Here is a 25,325-nt window from a genome sequence, read left to right as displayed (position 1 = left end):
AATGCGCCTTTGGTCACGTGACTTGGGCGCTAGACTTTCCCTGTTATGGGGGATGACGTGTACGTTCTCGTTCTGAATGCAGGCTCTTCCAGCCTCAAGTTCAACCTCTTCGACATGGTGAAGGAGGTCTCCATCGCCGAGGGCATGGCGGAGCGCATCGGGTTGGCCGAAGCCAACCTGATCACCACCCTCGACGGAGAGAAGCGGAAGGAGACCCTTCCCCTTCCCACCCACAAGGAGGCCCTCGAGGCCATCCTGGAGCGGCTCCACGCCAACGTACTCCACGACACGCCCGTCCACGCCGTGGGCCACCGGGTCGTCCACGGGGGACCGAAGTACGGGGACTCCGTGCTCGTGACGGACGAGGTCCTGCTGGACATCGAGGCCTTCGCCATCTACGCGCCCCTGCACAACCCGGCCAACGCCCTGGGCATCCGCGTCGCCAAATCAGCCTTCCCCGACATCCCCCACGTGGCGGTCTTCGACACCGCCTTCCACCACAACATCCCGGACCACGCACGCACCTACGGCATCCCCTACGAGCTGAGCCAGAAGTACGGCATCCGCCGCTACGGATTCCACGGCACCAGCCACGCCTACGTGGCCGCCCGCACCGCCATCCTGCTCTGCCGGCCCCTGCGCTCCCTGAAGGTCATCACCTGCCACATCGGCAACGGCACCAGCATTTGCGCCGTGGGCCAGGGCAAGAGCATGGACACCAGCATGGGCATGACCCCGCTCCAGGGCGTGATCATGGGCACCCGCTGCGGCACCATCGACCCCAGCGTGGTGGAGATGCTCATGGAGCATGAGCACCTGGACTACTCGGCCATCACGGACCTGCTGAACAAGAAGTCCGGACTGCTGGGCATCTCCGGTGTGTCCTCCGACTTCCGCGAGATCGAGCTGGCCGCGGACAGCGGCAACGACCGCGCCCGCCTGGCCCGGGACCTCCTGACCTACAACGTGCGCCAGTTCATTGGCTCCTACGCCACCGTCCTGGACGGCGTGGACGCCATCACCTTCACCGCCGGCATCGGCACCCACAGCACCTACGTCCGGGCCAAGGTCTGCAGCAAGCTGGGCTTCCTGGGCGTGAAGCTCGATCCCGAGGCCAACGAGCACGGCACCGGCGAGCGCATCATCAGCACCCCGGATTCCCGCGTGGTCGTGACCGTCGTGCCGACCAACGAGGAACTGATGATCGCGCGGGAGACGGTGCGGTAACGTTCCTTCTGGCTCACGAAAGCGGCCCCCGCCCGGGGGCCGCTTTCGTGAGGGATGGAAAGACCTTACTTGCCCTGGGCTTCCATGTGCTCGCCCTTGCGCTCGATGCGCGTCCCGCGGCGCTCCTTGCGCTCGCCCCGGCGCTCATTCCGGGCCCCGCGGTGCTCCTGGCGCTCACCCTTGGCCGCCTGGGCCGCACCCGCGGTCTCGCGGCGCTCGCCCTTGCGCTCCAGCGCCTGGCCGGCCTTCCCGTCGCCCTTGGCCTCAAGGGCCTCCCCACGCTTCTCCATCCGGGCCCCCTGGGCCATCTTGCGGTCGCCCTGGCGCTCGTTTCGAGCGCCCCGGCGCTCCTGGCGCTCGCCCTTACGCTCCTGGGCCTCGCCCCGACGCTCGACGCGCTCGCCCTTCTTCTCCACCTGCTGGCCAGTGGGAGGCGGGGGCACGGGGGCCTGGGCCATGAGGGAGGCGCCGATGAGACCCGCCGCCACGATGAGGGCCATGCGCTTCTGAAGGTTGGACATGGTGTGCTCCTGGTGCGGCAGGGCCGCGAAGGGGAATCGTCCCGGGATGGCCTGATGCCGCCCTCGTGCCAATTCACAACCTGGTTAAGCCCGAGCCATTTGGAGAAGGTTTAACCGGTTCGGCGTGGATCGTTGCCTCAAGCCCTGTGGCGGGATGCCACAGGGGGGTTCCCCCCGCCGACCGGTCCGTTGACCGGCCCCGGTCCACCGGCCGCCGGTTCCCGAAGGAGCCCCTCCCTAAACGACCCCAGACTCTGCTCCGTAGGCCATCCATCAATCCGGCAGGTCCGGCATCTTTCCCATCAAGGGGGTTCCATGCGAAAGCGATGGGTCATCGTCTCCGTGGCCGGAGTGGCTTTGGCGGCGGGCATGTTCTTCACCCTCAAGGGCGGTGACGGTAAGGGCAAGAAGGCAGAAGCCTCCACCCCCTTCCGCCTGGGCAAGGTCCAGGCCGAGGACCTCCAGGTGAGCGTCCGGGAGGTGGGCGTGGTGGACCCCCTGACCAAGGTGGACGTGAAGTCCACGGTCTCGGGCCGCATCGTGGGCCTCAAGGTGCGCGAGGGCGCGACCGTGAAGGCCGGCGAGGTGCTGGCCGAGGTGGAACCCGACGTGAACCAGGCCCAGACCCTGTCCGACGTGCAGGGCAGCGTGTCCCAGGCCCGGGTGAGCTTCCGCAATGCCGAACGCGACTTCTCCCAGCAGGCCGAGCTCTACAAGTCCGGGCTGATTTCCGACCAGGCCTACCGCAGCGCCAAGACCACCCGCGACCTGGCCGAAGAGGCCTTCAAGAGCGCCCAGACCCGCTACCAGATCGTGGAGGACCGAGGTATCCCCATCAGCGGCAACGCCTCCACCCAGAAGGCCCGGGTCACCGCCCCCATGAACGGCGTGGTCATCAAGAAGGGCGTTGAGCTGGGCGACACCATCACCTCCGGCGTCAGCTCCTTCAATGCGGGCACGGTGGTCTTCACTGTGGCCGACCTCCAGTCCCTCATCGTGAAGGTGAACCTCAACGAGGTGGACATCGCCAAGGTGAAGGTCGGCCAGCCCGTCCGCATCACCCTGGACGCCTACCCCCAGAAGGCCTTCACGGGCAAGGTGCGCTTCGTGGCTCCCGCCGCGGACCTGGTGGAGAAGATCAAGGTCTTCAAGGTGGAGGTGGCCCTGGATGAGCTCACAGAGGCCTTCAAGACCGGCATGAGCGCCAACGTGGAGATCCTCGGCGAGAAGCGGGACAAGGCCGTGAGCGTGCCGCTGGAGGCCCTCCAGCGCCGCGACGGCCAGACCGTGGTCTACCGCCTGAAGGAGAACCTCCCGCCCCAGGACCTCGCCAAGGCCAAGGAGGGACTCAACGGCCGCGGCAAGTTCATCTGGCTCTCGGACCACTGGAAAGAGTACTTCGACGTGGTGCCCGTGAAGGCCGGCATCGCCACCCTGGAGCGTGTGGAGATCCTCTCCGGCCTCAAGGCCAACGACCAGGTGAGTCTGGAGGATCCCAGCAAGAAGAAGGTCGAGAAGGACGATGAAAACAATTAGCTCTCGGCCATCAGCTGTCAGCTCTCAGTCACTGATAGCTGACAGCCGATAGCTGACGGCCTCGCGGAGCGACCATGTCCAGCATCATCCAGACCCAGGGCCTGACGAAGGTCTACGGCAGCAATGGCACGGCGGTCCACGCCCTGCGGGGCATCGACCTGACCGTGGCCAAGGGGGAGTTCGTGGCCCTCATCGGGCCCTCGGGCTCGGGCAAGTCCACCCTCATGGCCATCCTCGGCTGCCTGGACCTGCCCACCGAGGGCACGTACACGCTGGACGGCCACCAAGTGCAGGGCCTCTCCGGCGGCGAGCTGGCGCGGATCCGCAACGAGAAGGTGGGCTTCGTGTTCCAGAGCTACAACCTGCTGCCCAAGGCCAGCATCGCCCGCAACGTGGAGCTGCCCATGCTCTACGCCGGCGTGGGACGCAAGGAGCGCCGCGAGCGGGCCCTGGCCCTTCTGGAGAAGGTGGGCATCGCCGACAAGGCCGACAAGCTGCCCGGTACCCTGTCCGGCGGCCAGCGGCAGCGCGTGGCCGTGGCCCGGGCCCTGGCCAACGAACCGGCCCTCCTGCTGGCGGACGAGCCCACCGGCGCCCTGGACTCCAAGACTGGCGCCGAGGTGCTGGGCCTCTTCCGCGAGCTGCACCAGCAGGGCAATACCCTGCTGCTGGTGACCCATGATCCCTCCATCGCCGCCCAGGCCGAGCGGCAGGTCGAGATCAGGGATGGATTGATCGCCCTCAACGAGGGCGCGGCATGAAGACTTCCGGCGCCTTCCGCGAGCGGCTGCTCGGGGCCTGGGTGGAGATCCGGGAGAACCTGGGCCGCTCGGTGCTCCAGGCCCTGGGCGTGCTCCTGGGCGTGGCCTCCGTGCTGGGCGGCTTCTCGATCTCCGACAGCCAGCGCCGCCGGGCGGACGAGATGTTCGTGAAGATGGGCGGCCTGGACAAGCTCAACGTCCAGCCCAAGGCCGCCGTGCGCGACGGTCGCCCCACGGCCCTGCAGCAGGCCAACCTGGGCCTGCGCGACGAGGATGCCACGGGCGGCGAGGGACTGAAGGCGGACGCCATCCACGGCGTGAGCCGCCAAAAGTTCGCCAGGGCCCGGGTGGTGTCAGCCTACGGAGACCAGGACCGACAGATCAGCGGCATCGGCGGGGACTTCATCCCGGCCAACGGCTATGAGGTGGTGCGCGGACGGGCCTTCTCCACCAGCGATACGGACTCCGGCGCCCCGGTGGTGATCCTCGGCACCGAGGCCGCCCAGACCTTCTTCCCCAAGGGCGATGCCCTGGGGCAGACCCTGCGCATCGGGGATGTCCCCGTCACCGTCATCGGCCTCTTCGAGGAGCGGGTCTTCCGCTTCCGCGAGGGCCAGCACAACCAGTTCTGGTGGCGCAACCGCATCATCGCCGTGCCCGCCAGCCTGGTGCAGCGCCGCATGAACGGCGACGCCTACCGCCGCCTGGACCGGGTCACCTTCCGCATCCCCGACCTGGGCGCCATGGGTGGCTTCGCCAAGCAGCTCTCCGACCTCCTCAAGGCCAACCACCGGCTCCAGGAGGATTTCCGCCTGGACGACGTGGCGGCGCGCATCCGCCGGCGCAACAGCCAGGGGGATGTCTACGACATCATCTTCCTGCTCTCGGGCGTGCTGGCCCTGGTGGGCGGCGGCATCGTGAACGTGAACATCCAGATGGCCGGGCTCAAGGAGCGGGTCCGTGAGGTGGGCGTGAAGATGGCCATCGGCGCCTCGGGCCGGGAGATCTTCAAAGGCTTCATGACCGAGGCCCTGCTGCTCACGGCCCTCGGCAGCCTGGCAGGCCTGGCGCTGGGCGTGGGCTTCTCCTGGATCATCACCAAGAGCCTGGGTATCCCCCTCTACGTGACGCCCGCCAGCTTCCTCTGGGCCTACGGCCTGGCCGCGGCCTTCGGCTTCCTCTTCGCGCTCTACCCGGCCTGGAAGGCAAGCAGGCTGTCTCCGATGGAGGCCTTGCGCTATGAGTGACGGCACCTTCCTCCTCCGCTCTCCCGGTCCCTCTCTCCTGGATGGCGAAGCGCCCGCACCCGCGCCGAAGGTGCGCGGTTTCAGCCTCGGCATGCTCTGGGAGGTGGTCCGCACGGGCCTGGTGGAGCTGTGGGCCCACAAGGTGCGCAGCCTCCTCACCCTCACCCTGCTCATGCTGGGTGTCTTCGCCCTGGTGGTGATGACCTCGGTGCTGGACGGCGTCATGGACAAGATCAGCACGGGCTTCGCGGGCATGAGCTGGGACGGCACCGTGCGCGTGGCCCCCAAGACCGCGGAGACCGCCGAGGAGCGCAGCCGCTTCGTCATGAGCCCCGGTCTCCGCTTTGAGGACCTCTCGCGCCTCACGGCCCCCCATCCCAAGGTCCTGGCCTTCCTGCCCCGGGCCCAGCGCACCTCGTCTGTCCGCGTCACCGGGGACACCGAGCGCATCTTCGTCACGGGCGTCACCCCCGACTACGCGGTCTGGATGAACCGGCCCATCGGCCTGGGCCGCAACCTCACAGAGGACGATCAGCGACGGCGCTCCACGGTGGCCGTGGTGGGCGCCACCCTGGCCTCCAAGCTCTTCAGCGGCGCCGATCCCGTGGGCCGCGATCTCGTGGTGGAGGGCGTGCCCTTCCGCATCGTGGGCGTCCAGGCGCCGGGCCAGATCTTCAACGATGAGAACTACACGGACGCCAACGGCATCCTCATCCCGCTGGAAGCCTACACGGACCGCATGGACCCTGCCCACAAGCTGGCCCAGGTCACCGTGAAGCTGCGCCGGGCCGAGGATGCGGGCGAGGTGTCGGCCATGCTCCTCAGCCGCGTCCGCCAGGCCCACCACGGCATCGAGGACGCCGAGATCGTGGACCTGGACGCCGAGGCGGCCAAGGCCTACCAGAACTTCCTGGAGCAGATGCACGGCTGGACGGTGGTGCTGCTGAGCCTGGCGGGAACCGTGCTGCTGGTGGGCGGCGTGGGCGTGCTGTCCGTCATGCTCATCAGCTTCAGCGACCGCCGCTTCGAGATCGGCCTGCGCAAAGCCCTGGGTGCCTCGGACCACGAGATCTTCATCCAGTTCCTGCTGGAGGCCGTGGTGCTGGCGGCCATCGGCGCCCTGCTGGGCACGGTGTCCGGCGGCCTGCTGTGCCAGGCCCTCTCCGCCAGCTTCCCCTACGGCCTGGTGGTGAATCCCGTCGGCCTCATCACCGCCTGGATCGTGGCCCTGGCGCTGGCGCTGGTGTTCGGCCTCTACCCCGCCTTCCGCGCCATGCGGCTCAGCCCCATGGAAGCCATGCGCTGAAAGGGGCGGTAGGATCGCCTCATGGCCGATCCCATCCCCGTCACCGCCACCGTCCGCATCCCCGGCGACGCCATCCGCTTCAAGGCGGTGCGGGCCGGGGGTGCCGGCGGGCAGAACGTGAACAAGGTCTCTTCCAAGGTAGAGCTGCGCATCGACCTCGGCGCCATCGAGGGCCTGCCCGAGGATGCGTTGCTCCGCCTGCGCCTGGCCCAGCGGAACCGCCTGGACGCCGAGGGCCTCTGGATCGTCGTCAGCGACCGCACCCGCGACCAGCTCAAGAACCTGGAGGACGCCCGGGAGAAGGCCGCCGCGGCCGTCCGTGCCGCCCTGGTGCGGCCCGTGGCCCGCCATGCCACGCGACCCACTCGCGCCTCGAAGGAGCGCCGTCTCGAGACCAAGAAGCGGGCCTCGGCGCTCAAGCGGCGGCGGAGCGGACCTCTGGAGTAACCTGGAAGCCTTCCGGGAGATGACATGTCCGCGCCTCAGACCTACGCGACCCACCGCCGCTTCGATCCGCTGTACCACTTCGTTCTGCTCCCCTTCTTCCTGGTGACGGTGGTCGCCACCATCACCACCTTCGTCCGGCGTCCGGCCCTGGCCACCTTCTGGATCGCCCTCCTGGCCCTGGCCGTAACGCTCCTCGCCCTGAAAGCCCGCGTCTACGCCATCCGGGTGCAGGACCGCCTCATCCGCCTGGAGGAACAGCTGCGCCTCGCCCGCCTCCTGCCCGAGGACCTGAAGGCCCGCATTCCCGAGCTGAGCGTCAGGCAGCTCGTGGGCATCCGCTTCGCGTCTGACGCGGAAGTGGCCGATCGCGTGCGGGAAGCCCTCCAGGAGAACCTCGACGGCGAGGCCATCAAGAAGCGGATCCAGACCTGGCGGGCTGACGAATACAGAGTCTGAGCCAGCCTCGGCGTGGACGGGGCGCCGGGAGCCTACGGGAGCTAGACGACCGCGCCTTCCTGCTGCCCCTTCAGGAGTTCGCGGCGCATGGCCTCGGCGATGAGGGCTGCGGCATCCGATCCGGCCTCATCGCCGGAGACGAGGCGGGCCTGCTGGACCCGCTGGGCGATGGCGATGCAGGCCTCGACGGTCACCTTCTCGACCACCTTGGCGGGTGCTTTGGCGTGCGTGTTTCCGGGCGGCATGGTTCCTCCGGATTTTTTGGGCTGTTTGAACAGAAGATAACACGCACACCAAAACAATCAATGCATCTATTTTCCTATTTCACGCCCAACCTACGATCTATCGTGGAGACAGAACCAGGCTCACCGGTGGCCGGGATTCCGTGCCGGGGCGTTCCCTAATCCTTCAGTGGCTGCCGTAGTCCTTCTCACCGGCCCGGACCGCCAGGCGGAGCTCGTTCCGCTTCGGCGGCAACGGGCAGGTGGCGAAGTGGGAGAAGGCGCAGGGCGGGTTGTAGGCCCGGTTGAAATCCAGCACCACCTTCCCGTCCTTCGGCATGGCGGCGGTCAGGAAGCGCCCTGCCGGGTAGGTCGCCTTCCCGCTGGTGGTATCCCGGAAGATGATGAACAGCTCGGGATGGGCCGGGTCCTCGATGACGGGCTCCAGGGTGTAGGTCCGGCCCTTGACCTTGAAACGTAGCAGGCCTGGCGCCGTCATGGGTTCGGAGGTGCCCAGCACCGTGGGGATGGCCCGCGTCTGCGGCGTCGCGTAGGGCAGGAAGTCCGCCTCGATGCGCCAGGCGGCGTCGACCGAGAAGCGCGCCACGCCGTGGAAGGCCTTGCGTGCGGGCGCCTCCGGGTCCTTCATCCGGATCCCGAACCGGTCCCCCCGGCGGATGACGTAGAAGGTGATGCGCCCAGCCCGCAGCAGGTCCGGCTTGCCGTCCACGTCCGCCTTCAGCGTGGCTTCAGCCACGACCTGCCCGTTGACGAGGATCCCACTGTCCGCCATGAGGCGGATCCGGACCTGGCCGCCTTCCAGCACGAACGTGCCCGCCTGGGCGGGGGCGGTCCCCTCCGGCAGCAGCACCGTCGATCCCGGCGCCGTGCCCAGGGTGTTCTCGCCCGGCTTGAGCCAGTCGAGGCCCACCAGGGTCAGCCAGCCGTCCTCCGCCGCCAGCCGGGCCGTGCGTTCCGCATGCCAGGCATCCACCGTCTTGAGGTAGGCCTCCGGCGGTGGAGCCGCGCCCAGCATGAAGCAAAAGGTGGCGAGGACCAGTGCGCGGCGCATGGAACCATCGTACCAGTGACGGGGTAGGATGGTGGGCGTCCCCATCCCACCGGAGTTCCCATGCGTCTGTTCGCCGTCGCCCTCCTGTCGCTCGCGCTCCCCGCCCACGCGGGCGAGGTTCCCCGCCGCCCGGTGCACACCTACTCCATCGTGGCGCGGGACGCGGCCACGGGAGACCTGGGCGTGGCCGTCCAGAGCCACTGGTTCTCCGTCGGGTCGTCCGTGCCCTGGGCGGAGGCCGGCGTGGGAGCGGTGGCCACGCAGAGCTTCACTGATCCCACCTACGGCGCCCTGGGCCTGGCCCTCATGAAGGCCGGCAAGCCCGCGCCGGAGGCCCTGAAGGCCCTGCTGGCAGCGGATCCGGATCGCGAGGTGCGCCAAGTGGCCATGGTGGATGCCCAGGGCCGCACCGCCGCGCACACAGGTTCCAAGTGCATCCAGGCCGCAGGCCACGAGGTGGGTGAGGGCTTCACCGTGGAGGCCAACCTCATGGACAGGGCCACGGTCTGGCCGGCCATGGCCAAGGCCTTCCGCACCGCCCAGGGCGACCTCGCAGATCGCCTGCTGGCGGCCCTCCGCGCAGCCCAGGCCGAGGGCGGCGACATCCGCGGCCAGCAGAGCGCCGCCATCCTCGTCGTGAAGGGCAAGGCTTCGGGCCAGCCCTGGAACGACCGCCTCTTCGACCTGCGCGTGGAGGACAATCCAGATCCCCTGAAGGAACTGGGACGCCTCATCCAGCTGCGCCGGGCCTACCGCCTCATGGACGAGGGCGACGGCTACGTCACTGCCGCCAAGTGGCCCGAGGCCAAGGCCGCCTACGCCGCTGCGGCGAAGCTGGCCCCCGGCGTGTGGGAGATGCCCTTCTGGCAGGCCGTGGCCCTGGCCTCCAGCGGCAAGCGCGAGGAGGCCCTCCCCATCTTCAAGCAGGTCTTCGCCGCCGAGCCCTTCTGGAAGCGCCTCGTGCCGCGCCTCGCCGAGGTGGACCAGCTGCCCAAGGACCCGGCCCTGCTGAAGGCCATCGAGGCTCAATAGGTCCTTAAAGAAAAAGGCCTCCATGAAGGGCACGAAGAGAAAACCTGCACACGAAGAGCTTCCATTCGTGTTCTTGTCTTTCCTTCGTGCCCTTCGTGGAGATCCTTTATCCGTTCGCCTGGGGATCCACCGCTTTCGGCGCCATCAGCATCCGCACCCCGTAGAGGACAGCCCCCACGAGGATGAAGCTGTCGGCCACGTTGAAGGTCCAGTAGTGCCAAGTACCGAATATGAAGTCGAGGAAGTCCACCACCGCGCCCCTCACGAGCCGGTCGATGCCATTTCCCAGAGCGCCGCCGAGGATGAAGCCCAGGGCCACGCGATCCCAGGTGGACGTCGCCTCCGCCAGGAAGTGCTTGCCGAAATAAGCCAGGGCCGCCACGCCCGCGAGGCCGAACACCGCGAACCGGACGGGCTCCGGCATCCAAGTCAGGCTGCCGAAGATGGCGCCGCGATTGAACCCCAGGGTCAGGTAGAAGAATCCCTTGATGACCGGCAGGGACTCGCCTTCTTTCAGAAGGCCCAGGATCCAGGCCTTGGAACCCAGGTCCGCGGCGAGAACCGAAGCGGGAAGCAGCAGCCAGAGCAGGCGGCGCATCAGGCCCCCACCACAGTGGCGCAGCGCGCGCAGAGGGCCGAATCCTCGCCCTTGCCATGGCCGCCCTTGCGGTTCCAGCAGCGGGGGCACTTCTCGCCGTCATGCGGGGTGACCGTGACGAGCGGGGCGGCGGCGCTCGCATCGGCGATCCGGGTGAGGGAAGACACGACGAGGAGGTCGTCGAGCGGCTCGCCGAGGCCCTCCAGGAGGTCCCAGTCCGCCTGGCCGCCCAGGGTGATCTCCACGGCCGCATCCAGGCTGGTGCCCACGGTCTTGGCGGCGCGGTGGGGTTCCATGGCGGCCTGCACGGCCTCCCGCACGACCCAGAGCTTCTCCCACTTGGGATCAGCGGCGCAGCCGTCGATCTCGGGGAACCGCTGCTCGTGCACGCTGCCTTCGCACCCGGGGATCTGCTCCCAGGCTTCGTCGGCGGTGTAGCTCATGACCGGGGCCAGCAGGCTGCTGAGCCCCTTGGCCAGCACCCAGCAGGCCTGGCGGCAGCTGCGGCGGCGGGGGGAATCCAGCGCGTCGCAGTAGAGGCGGTCCTTGATGATCTCGAAGTAGCGGCCCGACAGCTCCAGCTGGCAGAACCCCAGCAGGGCCTGGGTGGCGCGATGGAACTCGAAGCGGGTGTAGGCGTCGCGGACCTCCCTGGCCATGCGGCCAAAGGCGGCCAGCACCCAGCGGTCCAGAGGCGCCAGCTCCGCGTCCGGCACCGCGTCGCGGGCGGGATCGAAGTCCGCCAGCGCGCCCAGGAGGAAGCGCAGGGTGTTGCGGGTCTTGCGGTAGGCATCTGCGCTGCGGTCGAGGATCTCCTTGGAGATGCGGATGTCCTCGCTGTAGTCGCTGCTGGCGGCCCACCAGCGCAGGATGTCGGCGCCCAGGGTCTTGAGGATCTCCTCGGGCGTGATGACGTTGCCCAGGCTCTTGGACATCTTCTGGCCCTTGCCGTCCAGCACGAAGCCGTGGGTGACCACCTGCTTGTAGGGCTTGGTGCCCGTGGCGGCGAGGTTGAAGAGGAGCGAGCTGTGGAACCAGCCCCGGTGCTGGTCCGAGCCCTCGAGGTAGATGAAGTCCCCGTAGTCGGCGCGGTTCAGCTCCGGATGGGACTCGCACACCACCGAGGCGCTGACGCCGGAATCGATCCAGACATCCAGGATGTCCGTTTCTTTCTGGAAGGCCGTGGATCCGCACTTGCAGGTGCTTCCCGCAGGCACGAGCCCTTCCACGGGCAGGTTGGCCCAGGCCTCGATGCCGCCCTGTTCGATGGCAGCGGCGGCGGCCTCGAAGATGCTGTCGGCCACCAGCGGCTCGCCGCAGGCCTCGCAGCGCAGGACCGTGATGGGCGTGCCCCAGGCGCGCTGCCGGCTGATGCACCAGTCGGGACGGCCGGAGATCATGGCGTAGATGCGGTTCTGGCCCTGGGCGGGCACCCACTGGGTCTGCTCGACGCCTTCGAGGCCCAGTTCCCGCAGGCTGCGGCCCTTCCCGTTGAGCTCGGAGTCCATGGTGATGAACCACTGCTCGGTGGCGCGGAAGAGGATGGGCGTCCGGGTGCGCCAGCAGTGCGGGTAGCTGTGGGTCAGCGTCTCTTCGTGGATCAGCGCCCCGATGCGGCGGAGCTTCTCCACCACCAGGGGGTTGCAGTCGAAGATGTTCTTCCCTTCCAGCTCGGGATCATTCACGGCCGGCAGGAACTTGCCATCGGGACCCACGAGCTGGAGCAGGCCCAGGTGATGGGCCAGGTTGAAGTCGTCCACGCCATGATCCGGCGCCGTGTGCACCAGGCCCGTCCCGGTGTCCGCCGTGACGTGGTCGCCCAACAGGACTGGACTGTCCCGGTCGATCCAGGGATGGCGCGCCACCAGGGTCTGGAATTCCTTCCCCTTGCGGATCTCCACCGTGTGCAGCGGCATCCCGAGCTTCTTGGCGAAGTCCTCGCGCAGGGTCACCGCCACGATGTAGTGGCGGCCATCGGCGCGGACCACGGCGTACTCAAGATCCGGGTGCATGGCCACCGCGAGGTTGCTGGGCAGGGTCCAGGGCGTGGTGGTCCAGATGGGTAGGAAGAGCGGAGTGGGCAGCTCCATGTGCTTCGCCGCGGCGTCCGTCACGGGGAAGGCCACGGTGATGGCGGGGCTGGTCTTGTCCGCGTACTCGACTTCGGCCTCGGCCAGCGCCGTGCGCGCGCCGTAGCTCCAGTGGACGACCTTGAGCTTGCGGGTGACGGAGCCGCTCTCGAAGAGCTTGGCCAGGTGGCGCACCGTCTCCGCCTCGTAGCGGGGATCCATGGTCACGTAGGGCTGTTCCCAGGCGCCCAGCACGCCCAGGCGCTGGAAAGCCGTGCGCTGGGTGTCGATCCACTTCTGGGCGTAGGCGCGGCACTTCTGGAGGAACTCGGCGCGGCTCAGCTCGCGGCGCTTGGGGCCCAGGTCCTTCTCGACCGCGTGCTCGATGGGCAGGCCGTGGCAATCCCAGCCGGGCACGTAGGGCGACTCGTAGCCCTCCATCCAGCGGGACTTCACCACTACGTCCTTGAGGATCTTGTTCAGGGCGTGGCCCATGTGGATGGCGCCGTTGGCGTAGGGCGGGCCATCGTGAAGGATCTCGCGTCCCCTGCCCTTCCCGGCCGCGTTGTCGGCCTTGCGCTTGGCCTCGATGCGGGCGTACAGGCCCTCGGCCTTCCAGCGCTCCAGGCGCTTCGGCTCGCGCTGCGGCAGGTCCGCCTTCATCGGAAAATCGGTCTTGGGAAGGAAGACCGAGTACTTTTTTACCGGAGCCTGCTCGCTCATCGGCGCCCTCGTGCGTCGGAGGGGCGCACCCGAGCGCCCCTGAGGTTGAACTCCCAGTTCACCACGGGAACCCCTGCGGTTACAAGGGAAAGGGCCCGGAAACCGGGCCCTTTGGCTGGCTGGGTGGCGATCGGTCAGAGCTGGCTGGTGCAGTGCTTGCAGCGGGTGGCCTTGAGGGGCACCTGCTCCAGGCAGGCCGGGCATTCCTTGGTGGTGGGGGCGGCCGGCGCCTCCTCTTTCTTCATGAACTTGCCCAGGAACTTGACCAGGACTAGGAAGACCACCAGGGCGATGATCAGGAAGTTGATGGTGGCGCCCAGCACGGCGCCGATGCGGAACTTGCCGAGGACCCACTCTTCCCATTTGATGTTGGCGGGCAGCACATAGCTCACCAGGGGCATGACCAACCCGTCCACGAAGGCGGTGACGATCTTGCCGAAGGCACCGCCCACGACCACAGCGATGGCCAGGTCGACCACGTTCCCCTTCATGATGAAGGCCTTGAATTCGTCTTTCAGGGACATCGCGTTCCTCCAAGACAAAAAGGGGGCGGGGACCCCAAGGCCCCCGCCCTTCCGTGGCTACTTCTTAGGGGCTACGTCCACAGTCTCAGTGCTGATCTTGCGAACCTCGGCCTTGGCGTCCTTCACCTTCACGTCGATCTCGACGCGGCGGTTCTTGGCCTGGCCTTCCTTGGTCTTGTTGTCGGCGATGGGCTTGTCGGGGCCCACGCCCACGGTGGTGACCTTGGCGGCGGGGATGCCGGAATCCACCAGGACCTTGGCCACGGCGTCGGCCCGGCGCTTGGCCAGGGCCTTGTTCACGGCCTTGCTGCCGGTGGAGGAGGTGTGTCCGCTGACTTCCAGGCTGTAGTCGCCCGGATAGGCCTTCAGGCCGTCGGCCACCTTGCGGATGGCGGCGGTGGCGTCAGGGCCCAGATCGGCCTTGCCGTTGGCGAAGTGCAACACGGCCTCGTCGAGGACGATCTTGGCCGGCGGAGGCGGCACGGGCTTGGCCACTTCCTTGGGCGGCTCGGGGGCCGGGGGAGGCGGCGGAGGAGCCACGGGTTCAGGCTTGGGCTCAGGCTTCGGCTCGGGAGCCGGCGGCGGGGGAGGCGGCGGCGGAGCGGGCGCGGCCTTCTTGCCGCCGCCCCAGGTGTAGCCGAGGCCCAGGGTCGCGAGGTACTCCATCCGGGACTTGGGGAGTTCCACGCTCACCGCCTTGGCACTCAGGTCCAGCATGAAGTTGTCCGCCAACCGGCCCATCACGCCCAGGCCGCCGTGGAAGTTGAAGCGGGTGGTCTCCTTCCCGCTGGGGGAATAGTTCTTGTCCACGTTCGTACCACCCAGGCCGGCCGCCAGGTAGGGGTACCAGTTGTCGGCGCCCGGCCGGAAGTTGAACAGCCCCGAGAGCAGCAGGTGGGTCTCATTGCCCGTGGGCGCGCCAGGGATCTTGTCGGCCTTCAGGTCCTGGTGGATGGCCCGCAGGTCGAGGCCCCAGCGGTCGGTGTACCAGTGGCCCACGCCGAGACCGTAGTGGAGCTGATCCTTCAGGTCGAAGGGAGTCCCAAAGTTCTTGTCTTTATCGAACACCGTCTGGCCCAGGTGTCCCATCACCCAAGCCTGGCCCTGCTGGGCGCTGAGGGTGATCGCCGTTCCAGCCAGCAAGAAAAGGAGCGTTTTTTTCATGCTACCTCCGCTAATGGTGATTCGCATCACGCCATAAACCTAGTCTCGAAGTTTCCTTTACATCAACAAAAAAAGAATCTAGATCCTTTTTTACGAGGGTTTCGAGTGTCATTAATTGCATCACAGCGCGATGTGAAATAACCGTTTCAGGCCGCCTGTCCCAAGCGAATTGGTCGGCCAAATATGCCTTGAAGCTCAAGCAAGCAGGCCGAATCGACCGCCCTTGTCACCCTGGGGTAGGCTCCAGGGTGATGACCGGCATGGCGGCCTCCTGCACTCGGTTATGACCCTGTATGGGGCGAGCCCTCTGTCACCCCTCGGGCGCCACGGTGATGAGCGACGCCCCCGTTTCCACGGTGGCGCCCTCCTGGACATGCACGGTCGCGACGGTCCCACTTGTGCTGGCCTTCAGCTCGTTCTGCATTTTCATCGCTTCCATGACGAGGAGGGTCTGGCCTTCCTGGACGAGGTCGCCCGGGTTCACGAGAAGCTTCACGATCTTGCCGGGCATGGGGGCCACCAGCAGGCCGCCCGCGGCTCCGGCCCCGCCGCTGGCGGACAGGAGGGCCCGCCGGGGATCCACGAGCGCGAACTCATAGGCCCCGTCGTAGAGCATGGCCCGGTAGGCGTGGGTGTCCGGGTCCGGCGCTTTGGCATGGTCCAGGCGGACCTCCACGGAGCGGCCTTCCAGGATGATCGAGTAGCAGCCCGGCTCGAGCTCGATGATGTCGATGGGGTGGCTCTGGCCTTCCCAGACCAGCGTGGTGCCGCCGTCCTGGTGGAGGAGTTCCACATCGTGGGAGTCCTTGCCGATGTGAAGGGTGCGTTTCATCTCATCCTCCCTACAACCGGTTGAACCGGCCCCAATGCTTCCAGGCGTCCGGTTTCCCGTCGGCGCAGGCGGCGGGCTGGGCGGCGCGTCGTTGCTCGGTTTCCAGTTCCCGGAGCAGGGCGGCCGCCACGGCGAACTTCAGGTCCGGCCCCTGCCCCTTCCGCTTCCAGAAGGGCTTGTCGAGCATCCCGGTGTGCAGGGCGCCCTCCCGGAACGGCTCGTACTCCATGAGGGTCTCGTGGAAGGCGATGTTGTGGCGGATGCCGCCGATGCGGTACTCGCCCAGGGCCGCCCGCATGCGCTCGATGGCCTCCAGGCGCGTCGGCCCCCAGGTGCTCAGCTTGCTGATCATGGGGTCGTAGAACATGGGCACCTCGGCACCCTCGTACACGCCCCCGTCGTCGCGCACGTTGCGCCCGCTGGGGGTGCGCAGGAAGGTGATCTTCCCGGGGCTGGGCATGAAGTTCTTGTCTGGATCCTCCGCGTAGACGCGGCACTCGATGGCCCATCCGTTGAGGGGGATCTCCTCCTGGGTCATGGGCAGCTTCTCGCCCCGGGCCACGAGGATCTGCCACTTCACCAGGTCGAGGCCCGTGATCCATTCCGTGACCGGATGCTCCACCTGGAGGCGGGTGTTCATCTCCAGGAAGTAGAAGTTGCGGTCGGCGTCCGCCAGGAACTCCACGGTGCCGGCGCCGACGTAGTTCACGGCCCGGGCCACCTTCAGGGCCGCCTCGCCCATGGCCTTGCGCATCTCCGGTGTCACATGGGGGCTGGGCGCCTCCTCGATGACCTTCTGGTGGCGGCGCTGCACGGAACACTCGCGCTCGTGCAGGTAGACATGGTTGCCGTGTTTGTCGGAAAAGACCTGGATCTCGATGTGGCGCGGCTGGACGATGGCCTTCTCCACGTAGACCGAATCGTCGCCGAAGCTGGACAGGGCCTCGCCCCGGGCCCGGGCCAGGGAGCTGGCGAACTCCTCGGGCTTGTGGACCAGTCGCATGCCCTTTCCGCCGCCGCCCATGGCGGCCTTGAGCATCACGGGGAAGCCGATCTTCTGCGCCGCGACGAGCAGTTCCTCGTCCGCCATGGTCTCCTGGATGCCCGGCACCACGGGACAGCCCGCGGCGATGGCCACCTCGCGGGCGGCCGTCTTGGAGCCCATGCTCACGATGCACTCAGGGCGGGGTCCGATGAAGGTGATGCCGGCGGCCTCGAAGGCCCGGGCAGCCTCGGCGTTCTCGGACAGGAAGCCGTAGCCCGGATGCACCGCGTCGGCGCCGCTGCGCTTGCAGACGTCCAGGATCTTCTCCAGCACCAGGTAGCTCTCCCGGGCCGCGGCCGGGCCGATGAAGTAGGCCTCATCCGCCATGCGCACGTGCAGGGCGCCCCGGTCGGCTTCGGAGTACACGGCCACCGTGGGAATCCCCATCTCGCGGCAGGTACGGATCACGCGAACTGCAATTTCCCCGCGGTTCGCAATCAGGATCTTGGTCACGGGCATGGATGGGCCTCGTCTTCGGGCATGATGGTGGGCGATGCGATTCTTCAGACTAGCAAACCCGCTGCTCGCCATCACGCTCGGACTCCTGACAGTCCAGTGCGGGCGCAAGGGCGATCCCATCCCCAGGCCCCGGGCCGCGGCCCAGACCATGGAAGCGCGGCTGGAGGGACTCCGGAAGATCCGCCTGGTGCTGCCTTCCACTGACGTGAACGGCGTTCCGCTGGCGGGTGTGGAGTCCCTGCGGGTGCTCTACCTGCCCCTCGGCCTGACCAAGCCAACCGCCGAAGACGTCTTCAACCGGGGCGAGGTGGTGCTGGAGCGCCGGCGCCCGGACCTGCCGGGGCCCGGCGAAGCGCTGACCATGGACCTGAAATCCCTCCACCGGCCCCCCGGATGGATCGTCGTCGTGGCCGTACGGCTGGGCGAGGTCGCCGGGCGGCCCAGCGAGGTGCTTCCCTGGATGGATCCGGCCCTCTGAGGGAGGACCGGCTCAGGCCTATTGAACGGTTCCCCGGCCCTCGATCTGGAGACTCCACCACTGCACCACGGCCCGGGCCAAGGCATCCTTGGACAGGGGGCCGATGGGAGCCTGGGGGCCCTGGGCGGTGACGGGGGTCAGGGTATTGGCCTGGTCCCCGAAGGCCCGTCCTCCCTGGACATCGTTCACCAGCACGCCATCCAGCTGCTTCTTTTGCAGTTTGGCCGCGGCATGGGCGAGGTGGTTCTCGCTTTCGGCGGCGAACCCGAGAATCCACTGACCGGGCCGCCGGGCGGCCGACAAGGTAGCCAGAATGTCCGGCGTGCGGACCAGGACCAGGTTTTCAGGCCCCTCCCCCTTCTTCACCTTTTCGGGCGCAAAAGTCTCTGGTCGCTGATCGGCCACCGCCGCGGCCCCCACCAGGCCATCCGCCCCGGACCAGCGGGCCTGGCAAGCGGCCAGCATCTCCTGCGCGCTGCGGACCCGGGCCGTCTCCACCCCCCAAGGCGCCGGCAGATCCCCACCCAGCACCAGCTGGACCTGGGCGCCCGCATCGCGGAAGGCCCTGGCCAGCTCGATCCCCATGGCGCCGGTGCTGCGGTTGGTCAGGGTCCGCACCGGATCCAGATCCTCGCGGGTCGGCCCCGCGGTGATGAGGACCCTCTTCCCGTTCAGGCTGCGGAGCTTGGCGGCACCGTGCATCAGGATGGCTTCCGCGATGGTGTCCACCTGGGCGAGCTTGCCCGATCCCTCCTCGCCGCAGGCCAGGAGGCCGTCGTCCGGGTCCACCACCGCGTGGCCGAAGGAGCGCAGCCGGGAGAGGTTGGCCTGGACGGCGGGGTGGGACCACATGCCCGTGTTCATGGCCGGGGCCCAGAGGACGGGTGCCCTCGTGGCCAGCAGCACGGTGCTGAGCAGGTCCGAGGCCAATCCGTTGGCCGCCTTCCCCAGGATGTCGGCCGTGGCGGGCACCACCGCCACCAGATCCGCCCAGCGGGCCAGCTCGATGTGCTCGATGCTCGGGTTGGCGCGCCACTCGCCCTGGTCGGGGTTCGCCCCATAGCAGGGCTCGCCCGTGAGGCTGCTGAGGGTCAGCGGCGTGATGAACCGGGCGCCGGCCTCGGTAAGGATGCAGCGGACCCGATGGCCCTGGTTGGTCAGCAACCGGGCCAGATCAGCGGACTTGTAGGCGGCGATGCCGCCCGGGATGCCGAGGATGATCTGCATCGGGGCTCCTGGAACGCTCCATGCTACTCCACGCTCGTTGATCCATGGCGCCACAGGTGTTATGCTTCCTGGTTCGGAGTGGCCCATGACCCAGCGCACCATCGTCCGTGTCCCGGAAGAAATCGCCAACAAGTACCGCTTTGTCGTCGTGGCCGGCAAGCGCTGCGATCAGCTCCAGCGCGGCGCCTTCCCCAAGGTCGAAGTGGTCGTGCCCGTGAACAAGCACGGTCAGGCCCAGGATGCCCCCAAGCTCGCGTCGTTCTGGGGCCAGGTGGCCATGGCCGAGGTCGAGGAGAACCGCATCGCCTTCGAGGAGCCCGAGATCATCACCATCGAGGACACCACGGTGGTCCCCATCTCCGGCGAATAGTCACCAGAGATCGCGATCAAGCCCCTGGACCCCCGGGGGCTTGATCATGTACCGCTCAAATTTCCACGTGTGATGAAATAACGCTTGCCAGATCCCGGGCCCGGATCACATGATTCAACATTCGTTGAATTGGAGCCCCATGCCCCATGCCCCTCGCCCCCGCGGACCCAAACCCATCCGGATGGACCCGGACCGGATCCTGGATGCGGCCCAGGAGGTCTTCGCCCGGGATGGCCTCCGGGCGGCCAGCCTGCGGGCCATCGCCAAGCAGGCCGGCTGCGACCCGGCCCTGATCTACTACCACTTCGACAGCAAGGAGGCCATGTTCACCGCCCTGCTGGCCCGCCGCTTCCCGCCCATCCTCCAGGAGCTCGAGGCGGTGGCGGCACCCGGGGATCCGCGCTCCACCGCCCTCAAGCTCTGGGAGGTCGTCCGGATCTACCACCGGCACCTCAAGGCCGACCCGGCGATCCGGTCCCTCATCCGGGGCGAGATCGTGCGCGGCGCCGAAGGACTCTCGGGCCTCATCGAGGTGCGGATCCGCCCCATCGTGATAGCCATCCGGAGCATCCTCGACCAGGGCATCTCGCGGGGGGAACTGCGAGCGGACCTCCATACCCTGCTGGGCACTTTCTTTCTCGCGAGGATGCATCTCGAGATCCTCGACCTGCTGCCCACCGTGCTCCCCCGTCTCATGGGGCTGCCCCATGACCAGGCCGTGGAGACCGGGCTGCACGTCTGGTTCGACCTGTATTGGCGGGGCATCGCCCGGGACCCGCTCGCCCCCTTGCCGCCCCTACCCGAGCTTGAGGCAGACCCCATCGCCATCAAGGAGACCCGTCCATGAGACCGACAGACCGGCATCTTCCCATCGCCATGATGGTTCTCCTCGGCGGAGCGGCGTTCCTGGCCACCGGTTGCGGGAATCATCAGGAGAGCCGCCTCAAGCTCTCGGGAAACATCGAAGTCATCCAGGTGGAGGCCAGCTTCCGGGTGGCGGGGAAAGTGATCGAGCGCCCCGTGGATGAGGGCCAGACGGTCCAGGCCGGTCAGCTGCTGGCCCGGCTCGACGCCCGGGACCTGGAACAGCAGGTGGCCATGCGCCGGGCGGATGCCGCCACGGCCAAGGCAGCCTTGGACGCCATGCTGGCCGGATCCCGCAAGGAGGAGATCGCCGCGTCCAAGGCCGCCCTTGAGCAGGCCCAGGCGGACCTCCAGAGGCTGGAGCCCGACGAGGCGCGCATCCGCGACCTCCAGCAGAAGGGCATCCTCTCGGTGCGCGACTACGAGGCCAGCCGGGCCGCCCTCGAGACCGCCCGGGGCAAGGTCCAGCAGGCCGACCAGCAGTACACCCTCGTGCGGAAGGGCCCCCGGAAGGAAGATATCGACCAGGCCCGCGCTCGCTACGACCAGGCCCAGCAGGCCCTGGCGCTGGCCCAGACCCAGCTGGGCTACGCTACCCTCACGGCTCCCAGCGCGGGCGTGATCCTCTCCAAGAACGTCGAGCCCATGGAGTACGTCTCGCCGGGCACGGCGGTCGTGACGATGGCGGATCTCAGCCAGGTCTGGCTGCGCGCCTACGTGGAGGAGGCCGACCTGGGCCGGGTGAAGGTGGGCCAGAAGGCCTTCGTCACGTCCGACTCCTTCCCCGGGAAGCGCTACGAGGGCCGCGTGGCCTTCATCGCCTCCGAGGCCGAGTTCACGCCGAAGAGCGTCCAGACGAGCAGGGAGCGCACGAAGCTGGTCTACCGCATCAAGATCGACATCCCCAACCCGGCGATGGAGCTCAAGCCCGGCATGCCTGTGGATGCCGAGATCTCCCTGGACGGCCGGTGATGGAGACCGTCCGGACCCAGGCGCTCACGCGCCGATTCGGGGACCTCGTGGCCCTCGACCAGCTGAGCCTGGCCGTGGAGGAGGGGGAGATCTTCGGGCTCGTCGGACCGGACGGCGCGGGCAAGACCACCACCATGCGCCTGCTGACCGGGATCCTCGAGCCCAGCTCGGGCGAGGCCTGGGTCGACGGGCTGCACGCGGTCCGGGATGCCGAGGCCATCAAGGATCGCATCGGCTACATGGCCCAGCGCTTCGGCCTGTACCCGGACCTGACGGTGCAGGAGAACATCGATTTCTACGCCGATCTCTACGAAGTCCCGAAGGCCGGCCGGGGCGAGCGCCTCGAGCGGCTGCTGGCCTTCAGCAACCTCACCCCCTTCCGGCGCCGCCTGGCGGGCAACCTCTCCGGGGGCATGAAGCAGAAGCTCGGGCTCGCCTGCGCCCTCATCCACACGCCCCGGGTCCTCTTCCTGGACGAGCCCACGAACGGCGTGGATCCCGTCTCCCGCCGGGACTTCTGGCGCATCCTCTACCAGCTCCAGCAGGAGCGCGTGACGATCTTCGTCTCCACGGCCTACCTGGACGAGGCGGAGCGCTGCAACCGCATCGGCCTGCTCCACCAGGGCCGACTCATGGCCTGCGACACCGTGGACGGTGTGAAGGGCCTGCTCCAGGGCGCCCTTCTGGAGGTCCGCTGCGAATCTCCCCGGCGGGCCGCGGTCCTCCTGCGCGCTGCAAAGATCGGAAATGTGGCCCTCTTCGGGGATCGCATCCACGTCCTGGCCGAAGATGCGGATCGCGGACGCTCCAGCGTAGAGGCGATCCTGCGCGTGGAGGGACTCGCCTGCCATGGTGTGGACGTGATCGAGCCCACCCTCGAGGACATCTTCACCTCGGCCCTGCCCAGCGGTGCCGCATGAGCGCCGTGCCGGGCACGCTCGCCGTCACGCTGCGCGACCTGGAGCGGCGGTTCGGGGACTTCGTGGCCGTGAACCGCATCAGCCTCGACGTGCGCCAGGGCGAGATCTTCGGCTTCCTGGGGCCCAACGGCGCCGGCAAGTCCACCACCATCCGCATGCTCTGCGGGCTCCTGGAACCCTCCGGCGGCCAGGGCACGGTGGCGGGTCTCGACATCCGCACCCAGCGCGAGGAGATCAAGCGCAGCATCGGCTACATGAGCCAGAAGTTCAGCCTCTACGACGACCTCACCGTAGAGGAGAACATCGACTTCTTCAGCGGCATCTACCGGGTGCCCAAGGAGAAGAAGGCCGAGCGGAAGGCCTGGGTCCTGGACATGGCCCACCTCCAGGAGCACCGCCGCACCCGGACGGGCCTCCTGCCGGGCGGCTGGAAGCAGCGCCTGTCCCTGGGCTGCGCCCTGCTCCACGAGCCCCGGGTCCTCTTCCTGGACGAGCCCACGTCGGGGGTGGATCCCCTGAGCCGTCGCTCCTTCTGGGATCTCATCTACCAGATGGCCAGCGAGGGGGTCACGGTCTTCGTCACCACGCACTACATGGAGGAGGCGGAGTACTGCGACCGCCTCGCCCTCATCTACCGGGGCGAGCTCGTCGCCCTGGGGACGCCGGGCGAGATGAAGGGCGGCCTCATGGCCGACCAGGTGCTGCGCGTCGCCTGCGACCGCTCCCATGAGGCCCTGGGCGTGGCCGCGACCGTGGCGGGTGTCCGGGACGCGGCCCTGTTCGGGCGGGACATCCACCTCATGACGGAGGACGCCGAGGCCCTCGCGCCCCGCCTCCGCCGGTCCCTCGAAGAGGGCGGCTTTCAGGTGGGCGCCGTGGAGCGCATCACGCCCTCCCTCGAGGACGTCTTCGTGTCCCTCATCGAGGCCCGCGATCGCGCCGACGGCGCGCAAAAGGAGTTCAAGGCATGAGCGGCCTCAACTTCCGCCGCCTCGGCGCCGTGGCGCGCAAGGAGTTCATCCACGTCCTGCGGGACCCGCGCGCCCTGGGCATCGCCATCGTGCTGCCCATGGTCATGCTGATGATCTTCGGGTACGCCCTGACCATGGACCTGGACCGGGTGCCCCTCGCGGTCTGGGACCAGAGCCGCACGCCCCAGAGCCGGGAGCTGGTGAGCCGCTTCGAGGGATCGCGCTACTTCTCCGTCGTGGCTCGGCCTGGCTCCTACGGGGAGGTGGAGGGCGACCTCGCCCGGGGACGGACGATGATGGCGGTGGTGCTTCCCGTCGAGTTCGGACGCCGGGTCGCCTCCGGCCGGAAGGTCCAGGTTCAGATCCTGACCGATGGCAGCGACGCCAACACCACGACCCTGGCCATCTCCTACGCCGAGGCCATCGTGCGGAACTACTCCCAGGAGCTCCTCGTGGAGAAGACCCGGCGCATCACGGGGCGCCCCCCCGCCCTGCCCCTGGACCTGCGGTTCCGCGCGTGGTTCAACACGGACATGGAGTCCCGGATCTTCATCGTGCCCGGGCTCATCGCCGTGATCATGATGCTCATCACGGCATTGCTCACCTCGCTCACGGTGGCCCGGGAGTGGGAGACAGGCACCATGGAGCAGCTCATCTCCACGCCAATCCGGGGGAGCGAGCTGATCCTGGGCAAGCTCGCGCCCTACTTCGCCGTCGGCATGGTGGACATGCTGCTTTCCGTGCTGGCGGGCCGCTTCCTGTTCGACGTGCCCATCCGGGGCAGCCTGCTGCTCCTGTTCGCCGTGTCCGCGATCTATCTGGTGGGAGCGCTCTCCCTGGGCATCCTCATCAGCGCCAAGGCCAAGAGCCAGCTCCTGGCCAGTCAGTTCGCCTTCGTGGCCACCTTCCTTCCGGCCTTCCTGCTCTCGGGCTTCATGTTCGACATCGCCAACATGCCCAAGGCCCTGCAGGTGGTGACCTACCTGATCCCCGCCCGCTATTTCGTGGCCTTCCTGCGGGGCCTCTACCTCAAAGGGACCGGGCTCGCGGAGCTGTGGCCCGAGTGCCTGCTGATGGTCGCCTTCGGCGCCCTGATGCTCCTCTCCGCCATCCGCAGCTTCAAGAAGCGCCTGGCCTAGGGATCGACCATGCTTGAACGCCTCTACCACATGCTCGTCAAGGAGTTCATCCAGGTCCTCCGGAACCCGAGGATGCGGGCCGTCCTGTTCGTCGTGCCCGTGGCCCAGACCATCATCATCGGCTACGCGGTGAACACGGACGTGCGCCATGTGCCCATGGCCGTCTACGACCTGGACCGCACCCCCGCCACCCGCGACCTCATCGCCCGCTTCGAGGGCTCGGGGTGCTTTGATGTGGTCCGGCGGATCGCCTCGGAACCGGAGATCCAGAAGGTGCTGGATTCGGGGGAGGCGAAGGCCGTGCTGCGGCTCAACCGGGGCTTCGCCGAGGCCCTGTCCGGAGGCGGCAGCGCCCAGGCCCAGTTCCTCCTGGACGGCTCGGACTCGAACACGGCCAGCGTGGCGCTGAGCTATGCGTCCAGGATCTCGGCGGATTTCAACCGGTCGCTCCTGGAGCAGCGCTTCGCCCGCACGGCCGGCGTGCGCCTGGACGCCGAACCCGTCGCCCTGGCTTCCCGCGCCTGGTTCAACGCCAACCTGGACAGCCGCAACTACTTCGTGCCGGGCGTCCTGGCCATGCTCGTGGCCGTGCTCTCGATCATCCTCTCCAGCATGTCCATCGTGCGCGAGCGGGAGGTGGGCACCATGGAGCAGATCATGGTCACGCCCATCGGGCGGCTGGAGTTCATCCTCGGCAAGACCATCCCATTCGCGGCCATCGGCTTCGTGGATGTCGCCCTCATCGCGCTCATCAGCGTCTTCTGGTTCCGGGTCCCCATGCTGGGCTTCCCGCCGGTCCTCTTCCTCGGCACGGGCCTGTACTTGCTGAGCACCCTGGGCGTGGGCCTCTTCATCTCCACCGTGAGCTCCACCCAGCAGCAGGCCATGATGACGGCGTTCTTCTTCATGCTGCCCGCCTTCATGCTCTCGGGCTTCGTCTATCCCATCGCCAACATGCCCAAGATCGTGCAGCTGCTCACCTACCTGAATCCCCTGCGGTACTACCTCGTCATCATCCGGGGCGTATTCCTGAAGGGGCTGGGCCTGGAGGTGCTCTGGCCCCAGATGCTGGCCCTGACCGCCCTCGGAACCATCATGCTGCTGCTGGCCGCCGGGCGCTTCAGGAAGACCATGGGCTGAGGCC

26 protein-coding genes are annotated in these 25,325 nt (G+C 67.9%); 16 read left to right on the top strand and 10 right to left on the bottom strand.

From position 1 onward, the window contains the following. Positions 1-57: 57 nt before the first annotated feature. Positions 58-1,227: an acetate/propionate family kinase gene (locus MLE64_RS01800; protein WP_243315160.1), complete on the top strand. Its 1,170-nt coding sequence runs from the start codon at positions 58-60 to the stop codon at positions 1,225-1,227. A gap of 65 nt (positions 1,228-1,292) precedes the next feature. Here the strand turns inward: MLE64_RS01800 and MLE64_RS01795 are convergent, their stop codons facing one another. Continuing rightward, positions 1,293-1,748 (bottom strand): hypothetical protein, encoded by a 456-nt coding sequence (locus tag MLE64_RS01795; protein WP_243315159.1) that lies wholly within the window; start codon positions 1,746-1,748, stop codon positions 1,293-1,295. 315 nt (positions 1,749-2,063) lie between these two features. Between MLE64_RS01795 and MLE64_RS01790 the strand changes: the two genes are divergently transcribed. The 6 genes from MLE64_RS01790 to MLE64_RS01765 all read left to right on the top strand — a co-directional run bounded on the left by MLE64_RS01790 (position 2,064) and on the right by MLE64_RS01765 (position 7,501). Further along, entirely contained in the window at positions 2,064-3,284 is a 1,221-nt protein-coding gene (locus tag MLE64_RS01790) for an efflux RND transporter periplasmic adaptor subunit (RefSeq protein WP_243315157.1), read from the top strand. Between the two features lie 74 nt (positions 3,285-3,358). Continuing rightward, positions 3,359-4,045, top strand: a complete 687-nt coding sequence (locus tag MLE64_RS01785; protein ID WP_243315155.1) for an ABC transporter ATP-binding protein — start codon at positions 3,359-3,361, stop codon at positions 4,043-4,045. Next, positions 4,042-5,292 (top strand): ABC transporter permease, encoded by a 1,251-nt coding sequence (locus tag MLE64_RS01780; RefSeq protein ID WP_243315153.1) that lies wholly within the window; start codon positions 4,042-4,044, stop codon positions 5,290-5,292. Before MLE64_RS01785 ends, MLE64_RS01780 begins: the two co-directional genes overlap by 4 nt. Further along, complete coding sequence (locus MLE64_RS01775) at positions 5,285-6,598, top strand: ABC transporter permease (RefSeq protein ID WP_243315151.1); 1,314 nt, start codon at positions 5,285-5,287, stop codon at positions 6,596-6,598. Before MLE64_RS01780 ends, MLE64_RS01775 begins: the two co-directional genes overlap by 8 nt. Positions 6,599-6,619: 21 nt before the next feature. Continuing rightward, entirely contained in the window at positions 6,620-7,045 is a 426-nt protein-coding gene (gene arfB / locus MLE64_RS01770) for an alternative ribosome rescue aminoacyl-tRNA hydrolase ArfB (protein ID WP_243315149.1), read from the top strand. Between the two features lie 24 nt (positions 7,046-7,069). After that, complete coding sequence (locus MLE64_RS01765; RefSeq protein WP_243315147.1) at positions 7,070-7,501, top strand: DUF6526 family protein; 432 nt, start codon at positions 7,070-7,072, stop codon at positions 7,499-7,501. 41 nt (positions 7,502-7,542) lie between these two features. On the opposite strand, the gene MLE64_RS01760 is transcribed toward MLE64_RS01765, so the two are convergent. Both MLE64_RS01760 and MLE64_RS01755 read right to left on the bottom strand, forming a co-directional pair. Next, positions 7,543-7,746, bottom strand: coding sequence for a hypothetical protein (locus MLE64_RS01760; protein ID WP_243293504.1), 204 nt, complete (start codon positions 7,744-7,746; stop codon positions 7,543-7,545). 163 nt (positions 7,747-7,909) lie between these two features. Further along, positions 7,910-8,794 carry a DUF1684 domain-containing protein gene (locus MLE64_RS01755; RefSeq protein ID WP_243315145.1) on the bottom strand — a complete coding sequence of 295 codons (885 nt, stop codon included), beginning with the start codon at positions 8,792-8,794 and terminating at the stop codon, positions 7,910-7,912. A gap of 60 nt (positions 8,795-8,854) precedes the next feature. Here MLE64_RS01755 and MLE64_RS01750 point away from each other — a divergent pair, with 60 nt between their 5' ends. After that, positions 8,855-9,826, top strand: a complete 972-nt coding sequence (locus MLE64_RS01750) for a DUF1028 domain-containing protein (protein WP_243315144.1) — start codon at positions 8,855-8,857, stop codon at positions 9,824-9,826. A gap of 106 nt (positions 9,827-9,932) precedes the next feature. Here the strand turns inward: MLE64_RS01750 and lspA are convergent, their stop codons facing one another. From lspA to accC, 6 genes are all read right to left on the bottom strand, one after another. Next, positions 9,933-10,424 (bottom strand): signal peptidase II, encoded by a 492-nt coding sequence (gene lspA / locus MLE64_RS01745; protein WP_243315142.1) that lies wholly within the window; start codon positions 10,422-10,424, stop codon positions 9,933-9,935. Then, complete coding sequence (gene ileS, locus MLE64_RS01740; RefSeq protein ID WP_243315139.1) at positions 10,424-13,216, bottom strand: isoleucine--tRNA ligase; 2,793 nt, start codon at positions 13,214-13,216, stop codon at positions 10,424-10,426. Before ileS ends, lspA begins: the two co-directional genes overlap by 1 nt. A gap of 134 nt (positions 13,217-13,350) precedes the next feature. Then, the gene (mscL, locus tag MLE64_RS01735) at positions 13,351-13,740 is read right to left on the bottom strand and encodes a large conductance mechanosensitive channel protein MscL (protein WP_243315137.1); all 390 of its coding nucleotides are present in this window, start codon (positions 13,738-13,740) and stop codon (positions 13,351-13,353) included. A 57-nt stretch (positions 13,741-13,797) separates the two neighbouring features. Then, a complete protein-coding gene (locus MLE64_RS01730; protein ID WP_243315135.1) occupies positions 13,798-14,904 on the bottom strand; it encodes an OmpA family protein in 1,107 nt (368 codons plus the stop codon). 310 nt (positions 14,905-15,214) lie between these two features. Then, positions 15,215-15,736 carry an acyl-CoA carboxylase biotin carboxyl carrier protein subunit gene (locus MLE64_RS01725; RefSeq protein WP_243315133.1) on the bottom strand — a complete coding sequence of 174 codons (522 nt, stop codon included), beginning with the start codon at positions 15,734-15,736 and terminating at the stop codon, positions 15,215-15,217. A 10-nt stretch (positions 15,737-15,746) separates the two neighbouring features. Further along, complete coding sequence (gene accC, locus MLE64_RS01720) at positions 15,747-17,240, bottom strand: acetyl-CoA carboxylase biotin carboxylase subunit (RefSeq protein WP_279342845.1); 1,494 nt, start codon at positions 17,238-17,240, stop codon at positions 15,747-15,749. 34 nt (positions 17,241-17,274) lie between these two features. On the opposite strand from accC, the gene MLE64_RS01715 reads away from it, so the two are divergent. Beyond that, complete coding sequence (locus MLE64_RS01715) at positions 17,275-17,718, top strand: hypothetical protein (protein ID WP_243315129.1); 444 nt, start codon at positions 17,275-17,277, stop codon at positions 17,716-17,718. 18 nt (positions 17,719-17,736) lie between these two features. Here MLE64_RS01715 and coaBC read toward each other — a convergent pair whose 3' ends face one another. Next, positions 17,737-18,945 carry a bifunctional phosphopantothenoylcysteine decarboxylase/phosphopantothenate--cysteine ligase CoaBC gene (gene coaBC, locus MLE64_RS01710; RefSeq protein WP_243315128.1) on the bottom strand — a complete coding sequence of 403 codons (1,209 nt, stop codon included), beginning with the start codon at positions 18,943-18,945 and terminating at the stop codon, positions 17,737-17,739. An 85-nt stretch (positions 18,946-19,030) separates the two neighbouring features. Here coaBC and MLE64_RS01705 point away from each other — a divergent pair, with 85 nt between their 5' ends. The 7 genes from MLE64_RS01705 (at position 19,031) to MLE64_RS01675 (ending at position 25,321) form a co-directional block, all read left to right on the top strand. Continuing rightward, positions 19,031-19,315, top strand: coding sequence for a DNA-directed RNA polymerase subunit omega (locus MLE64_RS01705; RefSeq protein WP_243315126.1), 285 nt, complete (start codon positions 19,031-19,033; stop codon positions 19,313-19,315). Positions 19,316-19,454: 139 nt separating this feature from the next. After that, positions 19,455-20,162, top strand: a complete 708-nt coding sequence (locus MLE64_RS01700; RefSeq protein ID WP_243315123.1) for a TetR/AcrR family transcriptional regulator — start codon at positions 19,455-19,457, stop codon at positions 20,160-20,162. Then, positions 20,159-21,151 carry an HlyD family secretion protein gene (locus MLE64_RS01695; RefSeq protein WP_243315120.1) on the top strand — a complete coding sequence of 331 codons (993 nt, stop codon included), beginning with the start codon at positions 20,159-20,161 and terminating at the stop codon, positions 21,149-21,151. The genes MLE64_RS01700 and MLE64_RS01695 overlap by 4 nt, the downstream gene beginning before the upstream one ends. Then, positions 21,151-22,071 (top strand): ABC transporter ATP-binding protein, encoded by a 921-nt coding sequence (locus MLE64_RS01690; RefSeq protein ID WP_243316785.1) that lies wholly within the window; start codon positions 21,151-21,153, stop codon positions 22,069-22,071. Before MLE64_RS01695 ends, MLE64_RS01690 begins: the two co-directional genes overlap by 1 nt. Further along, entirely contained in the window at positions 22,068-23,042 is a 975-nt protein-coding gene (locus MLE64_RS01685; protein WP_243315118.1) for an ABC transporter ATP-binding protein, read from the top strand. The genes MLE64_RS01690 and MLE64_RS01685 overlap by 4 nt, the downstream gene beginning before the upstream one ends. Next, on the top strand, positions 23,039-24,181 hold the full coding sequence (locus MLE64_RS01680) for an ABC transporter permease (RefSeq protein WP_243315115.1): 1,143 nt from the start codon (positions 23,039-23,041) through the stop codon (positions 24,179-24,181). The genes MLE64_RS01685 and MLE64_RS01680 overlap by 4 nt, the downstream gene beginning before the upstream one ends. 9 nt (positions 24,182-24,190) lie before the next feature. Next, positions 24,191-25,321, top strand: coding sequence for an ABC transporter permease (locus tag MLE64_RS01675; protein ID WP_243315113.1), 1,131 nt, complete (start codon positions 24,191-24,193; stop codon positions 25,319-25,321). Positions 25,322-25,325: the final 4 nt, after the last annotated feature.

The sequence above is a fragment of the Geothrix paludis genome (assembly GCF_022808815.1).
Taxonomy (GTDB): Bacteria; Acidobacteriota; Holophagae; order Holophagales; family Holophagaceae; genus Geothrix; species Geothrix paludis.
Note: the sequence above shows the minus strand (reverse complement) of the source record. Positions and strands in the feature narration are given on the sequence as shown.

Coding starts and splice junctions, on each gene's coding strand:
- MLE64_RS01730 (WP_243315135.1), bottom strand. CDS start 14,904: ATGAAAAAAACGCTCCTTTTCTTGCTGGCTGGAACGGCGATCACCCTC.
- accC (WP_279342845.1), bottom strand. CDS start 17,240: ATGCCCGTGACCAAGATCCTGATTGCGAACCGCGGGGAAATTGCAGTT.
- MLE64_RS01675 (WP_243315113.1), top strand. CDS start 24,191: ATGCTTGAACGCCTCTACCACATGCTCGTCAAGGAGTTCATCCAGGTC.
- MLE64_RS01685 (WP_243315118.1), top strand. CDS start 22,068: ATGAGCGCCGTGCCGGGCACGCTCGCCGTCACGCTGCGCGACCTGGAG.
- ileS (WP_243315139.1), bottom strand. CDS start 13,216: ATGAGCGAGCAGGCTCCGGTAAAAAAGTACTCGGTCTTCCTTCCCAAG.
- lspA (WP_243315142.1), bottom strand. CDS start 10,424: ATGCGCCGCCTGCTCTGGCTGCTGCTTCCCGCTTCGGTTCTCGCCGCG.
- MLE64_RS01695 (WP_243315120.1), top strand. CDS start 20,159: ATGAGACCGACAGACCGGCATCTTCCCATCGCCATGATGGTTCTCCTC.
- MLE64_RS01795 (WP_243315159.1), bottom strand. CDS start 1,748: ATGTCCAACCTTCAGAAGCGCATGGCCCTCATCGTGGCGGCGGGTCTC.
- MLE64_RS01785 (WP_243315155.1), top strand. CDS start 3,359: ATGTCCAGCATCATCCAGACCCAGGGCCTGACGAAGGTCTACGGCAGC.
- MLE64_RS01765 (WP_243315147.1), top strand. CDS start 7,070: ATGTCCGCGCCTCAGACCTACGCGACCCACCGCCGCTTCGATCCGCTG.
- MLE64_RS01680 (WP_243315115.1), top strand. CDS start 23,039: ATGAGCGGCCTCAACTTCCGCCGCCTCGGCGCCGTGGCGCGCAAGGAG.
- MLE64_RS01715 (WP_243315129.1), top strand. CDS start 17,275: ATGCGATTCTTCAGACTAGCAAACCCGCTGCTCGCCATCACGCTCGGA.
- MLE64_RS01790 (WP_243315157.1), top strand. CDS start 2,064: ATGCGAAAGCGATGGGTCATCGTCTCCGTGGCCGGAGTGGCTTTGGCG.
- MLE64_RS01780 (WP_243315153.1), top strand. CDS start 4,042: ATGAAGACTTCCGGCGCCTTCCGCGAGCGGCTGCTCGGGGCCTGGGTG.
- arfB (WP_243315149.1), top strand. CDS start 6,620: ATGGCCGATCCCATCCCCGTCACCGCCACCGTCCGCATCCCCGGCGAC.
- coaBC (WP_243315128.1), bottom strand. CDS start 18,945: ATGCAGATCATCCTCGGCATCCCGGGCGGCATCGCCGCCTACAAGTCC.
- MLE64_RS01760 (WP_243293504.1), bottom strand. CDS start 7,746: ATGCCGCCCGGAAACACGCACGCCAAAGCACCCGCCAAGGTGGTCGAG.
- MLE64_RS01690 (WP_243316785.1), top strand. CDS start 21,151: ATGGAGACCGTCCGGACCCAGGCGCTCACGCGCCGATTCGGGGACCTC.
- MLE64_RS01775 (WP_243315151.1), top strand. CDS start 5,285: ATGAGTGACGGCACCTTCCTCCTCCGCTCTCCCGGTCCCTCTCTCCTG.
- MLE64_RS01750 (WP_243315144.1), top strand. CDS start 8,855: ATGCGTCTGTTCGCCGTCGCCCTCCTGTCGCTCGCGCTCCCCGCCCAC.
- MLE64_RS01700 (WP_243315123.1), top strand. CDS start 19,455: ATGCCCCATGCCCCTCGCCCCCGCGGACCCAAACCCATCCGGATGGAC.
- MLE64_RS01725 (WP_243315133.1), bottom strand. CDS start 15,736: ATGAAACGCACCCTTCACATCGGCAAGGACTCCCACGATGTGGAACTC.
- MLE64_RS01755 (WP_243315145.1), bottom strand. CDS start 8,794: ATGCGCCGCGCACTGGTCCTCGCCACCTTTTGCTTCATGCTGGGCGCG.
- MLE64_RS01705 (WP_243315126.1), top strand. CDS start 19,031: ATGACCCAGCGCACCATCGTCCGTGTCCCGGAAGAAATCGCCAACAAG.
- mscL (WP_243315137.1), bottom strand. CDS start 13,740: ATGTCCCTGAAAGACGAATTCAAGGCCTTCATCATGAAGGGGAACGTG.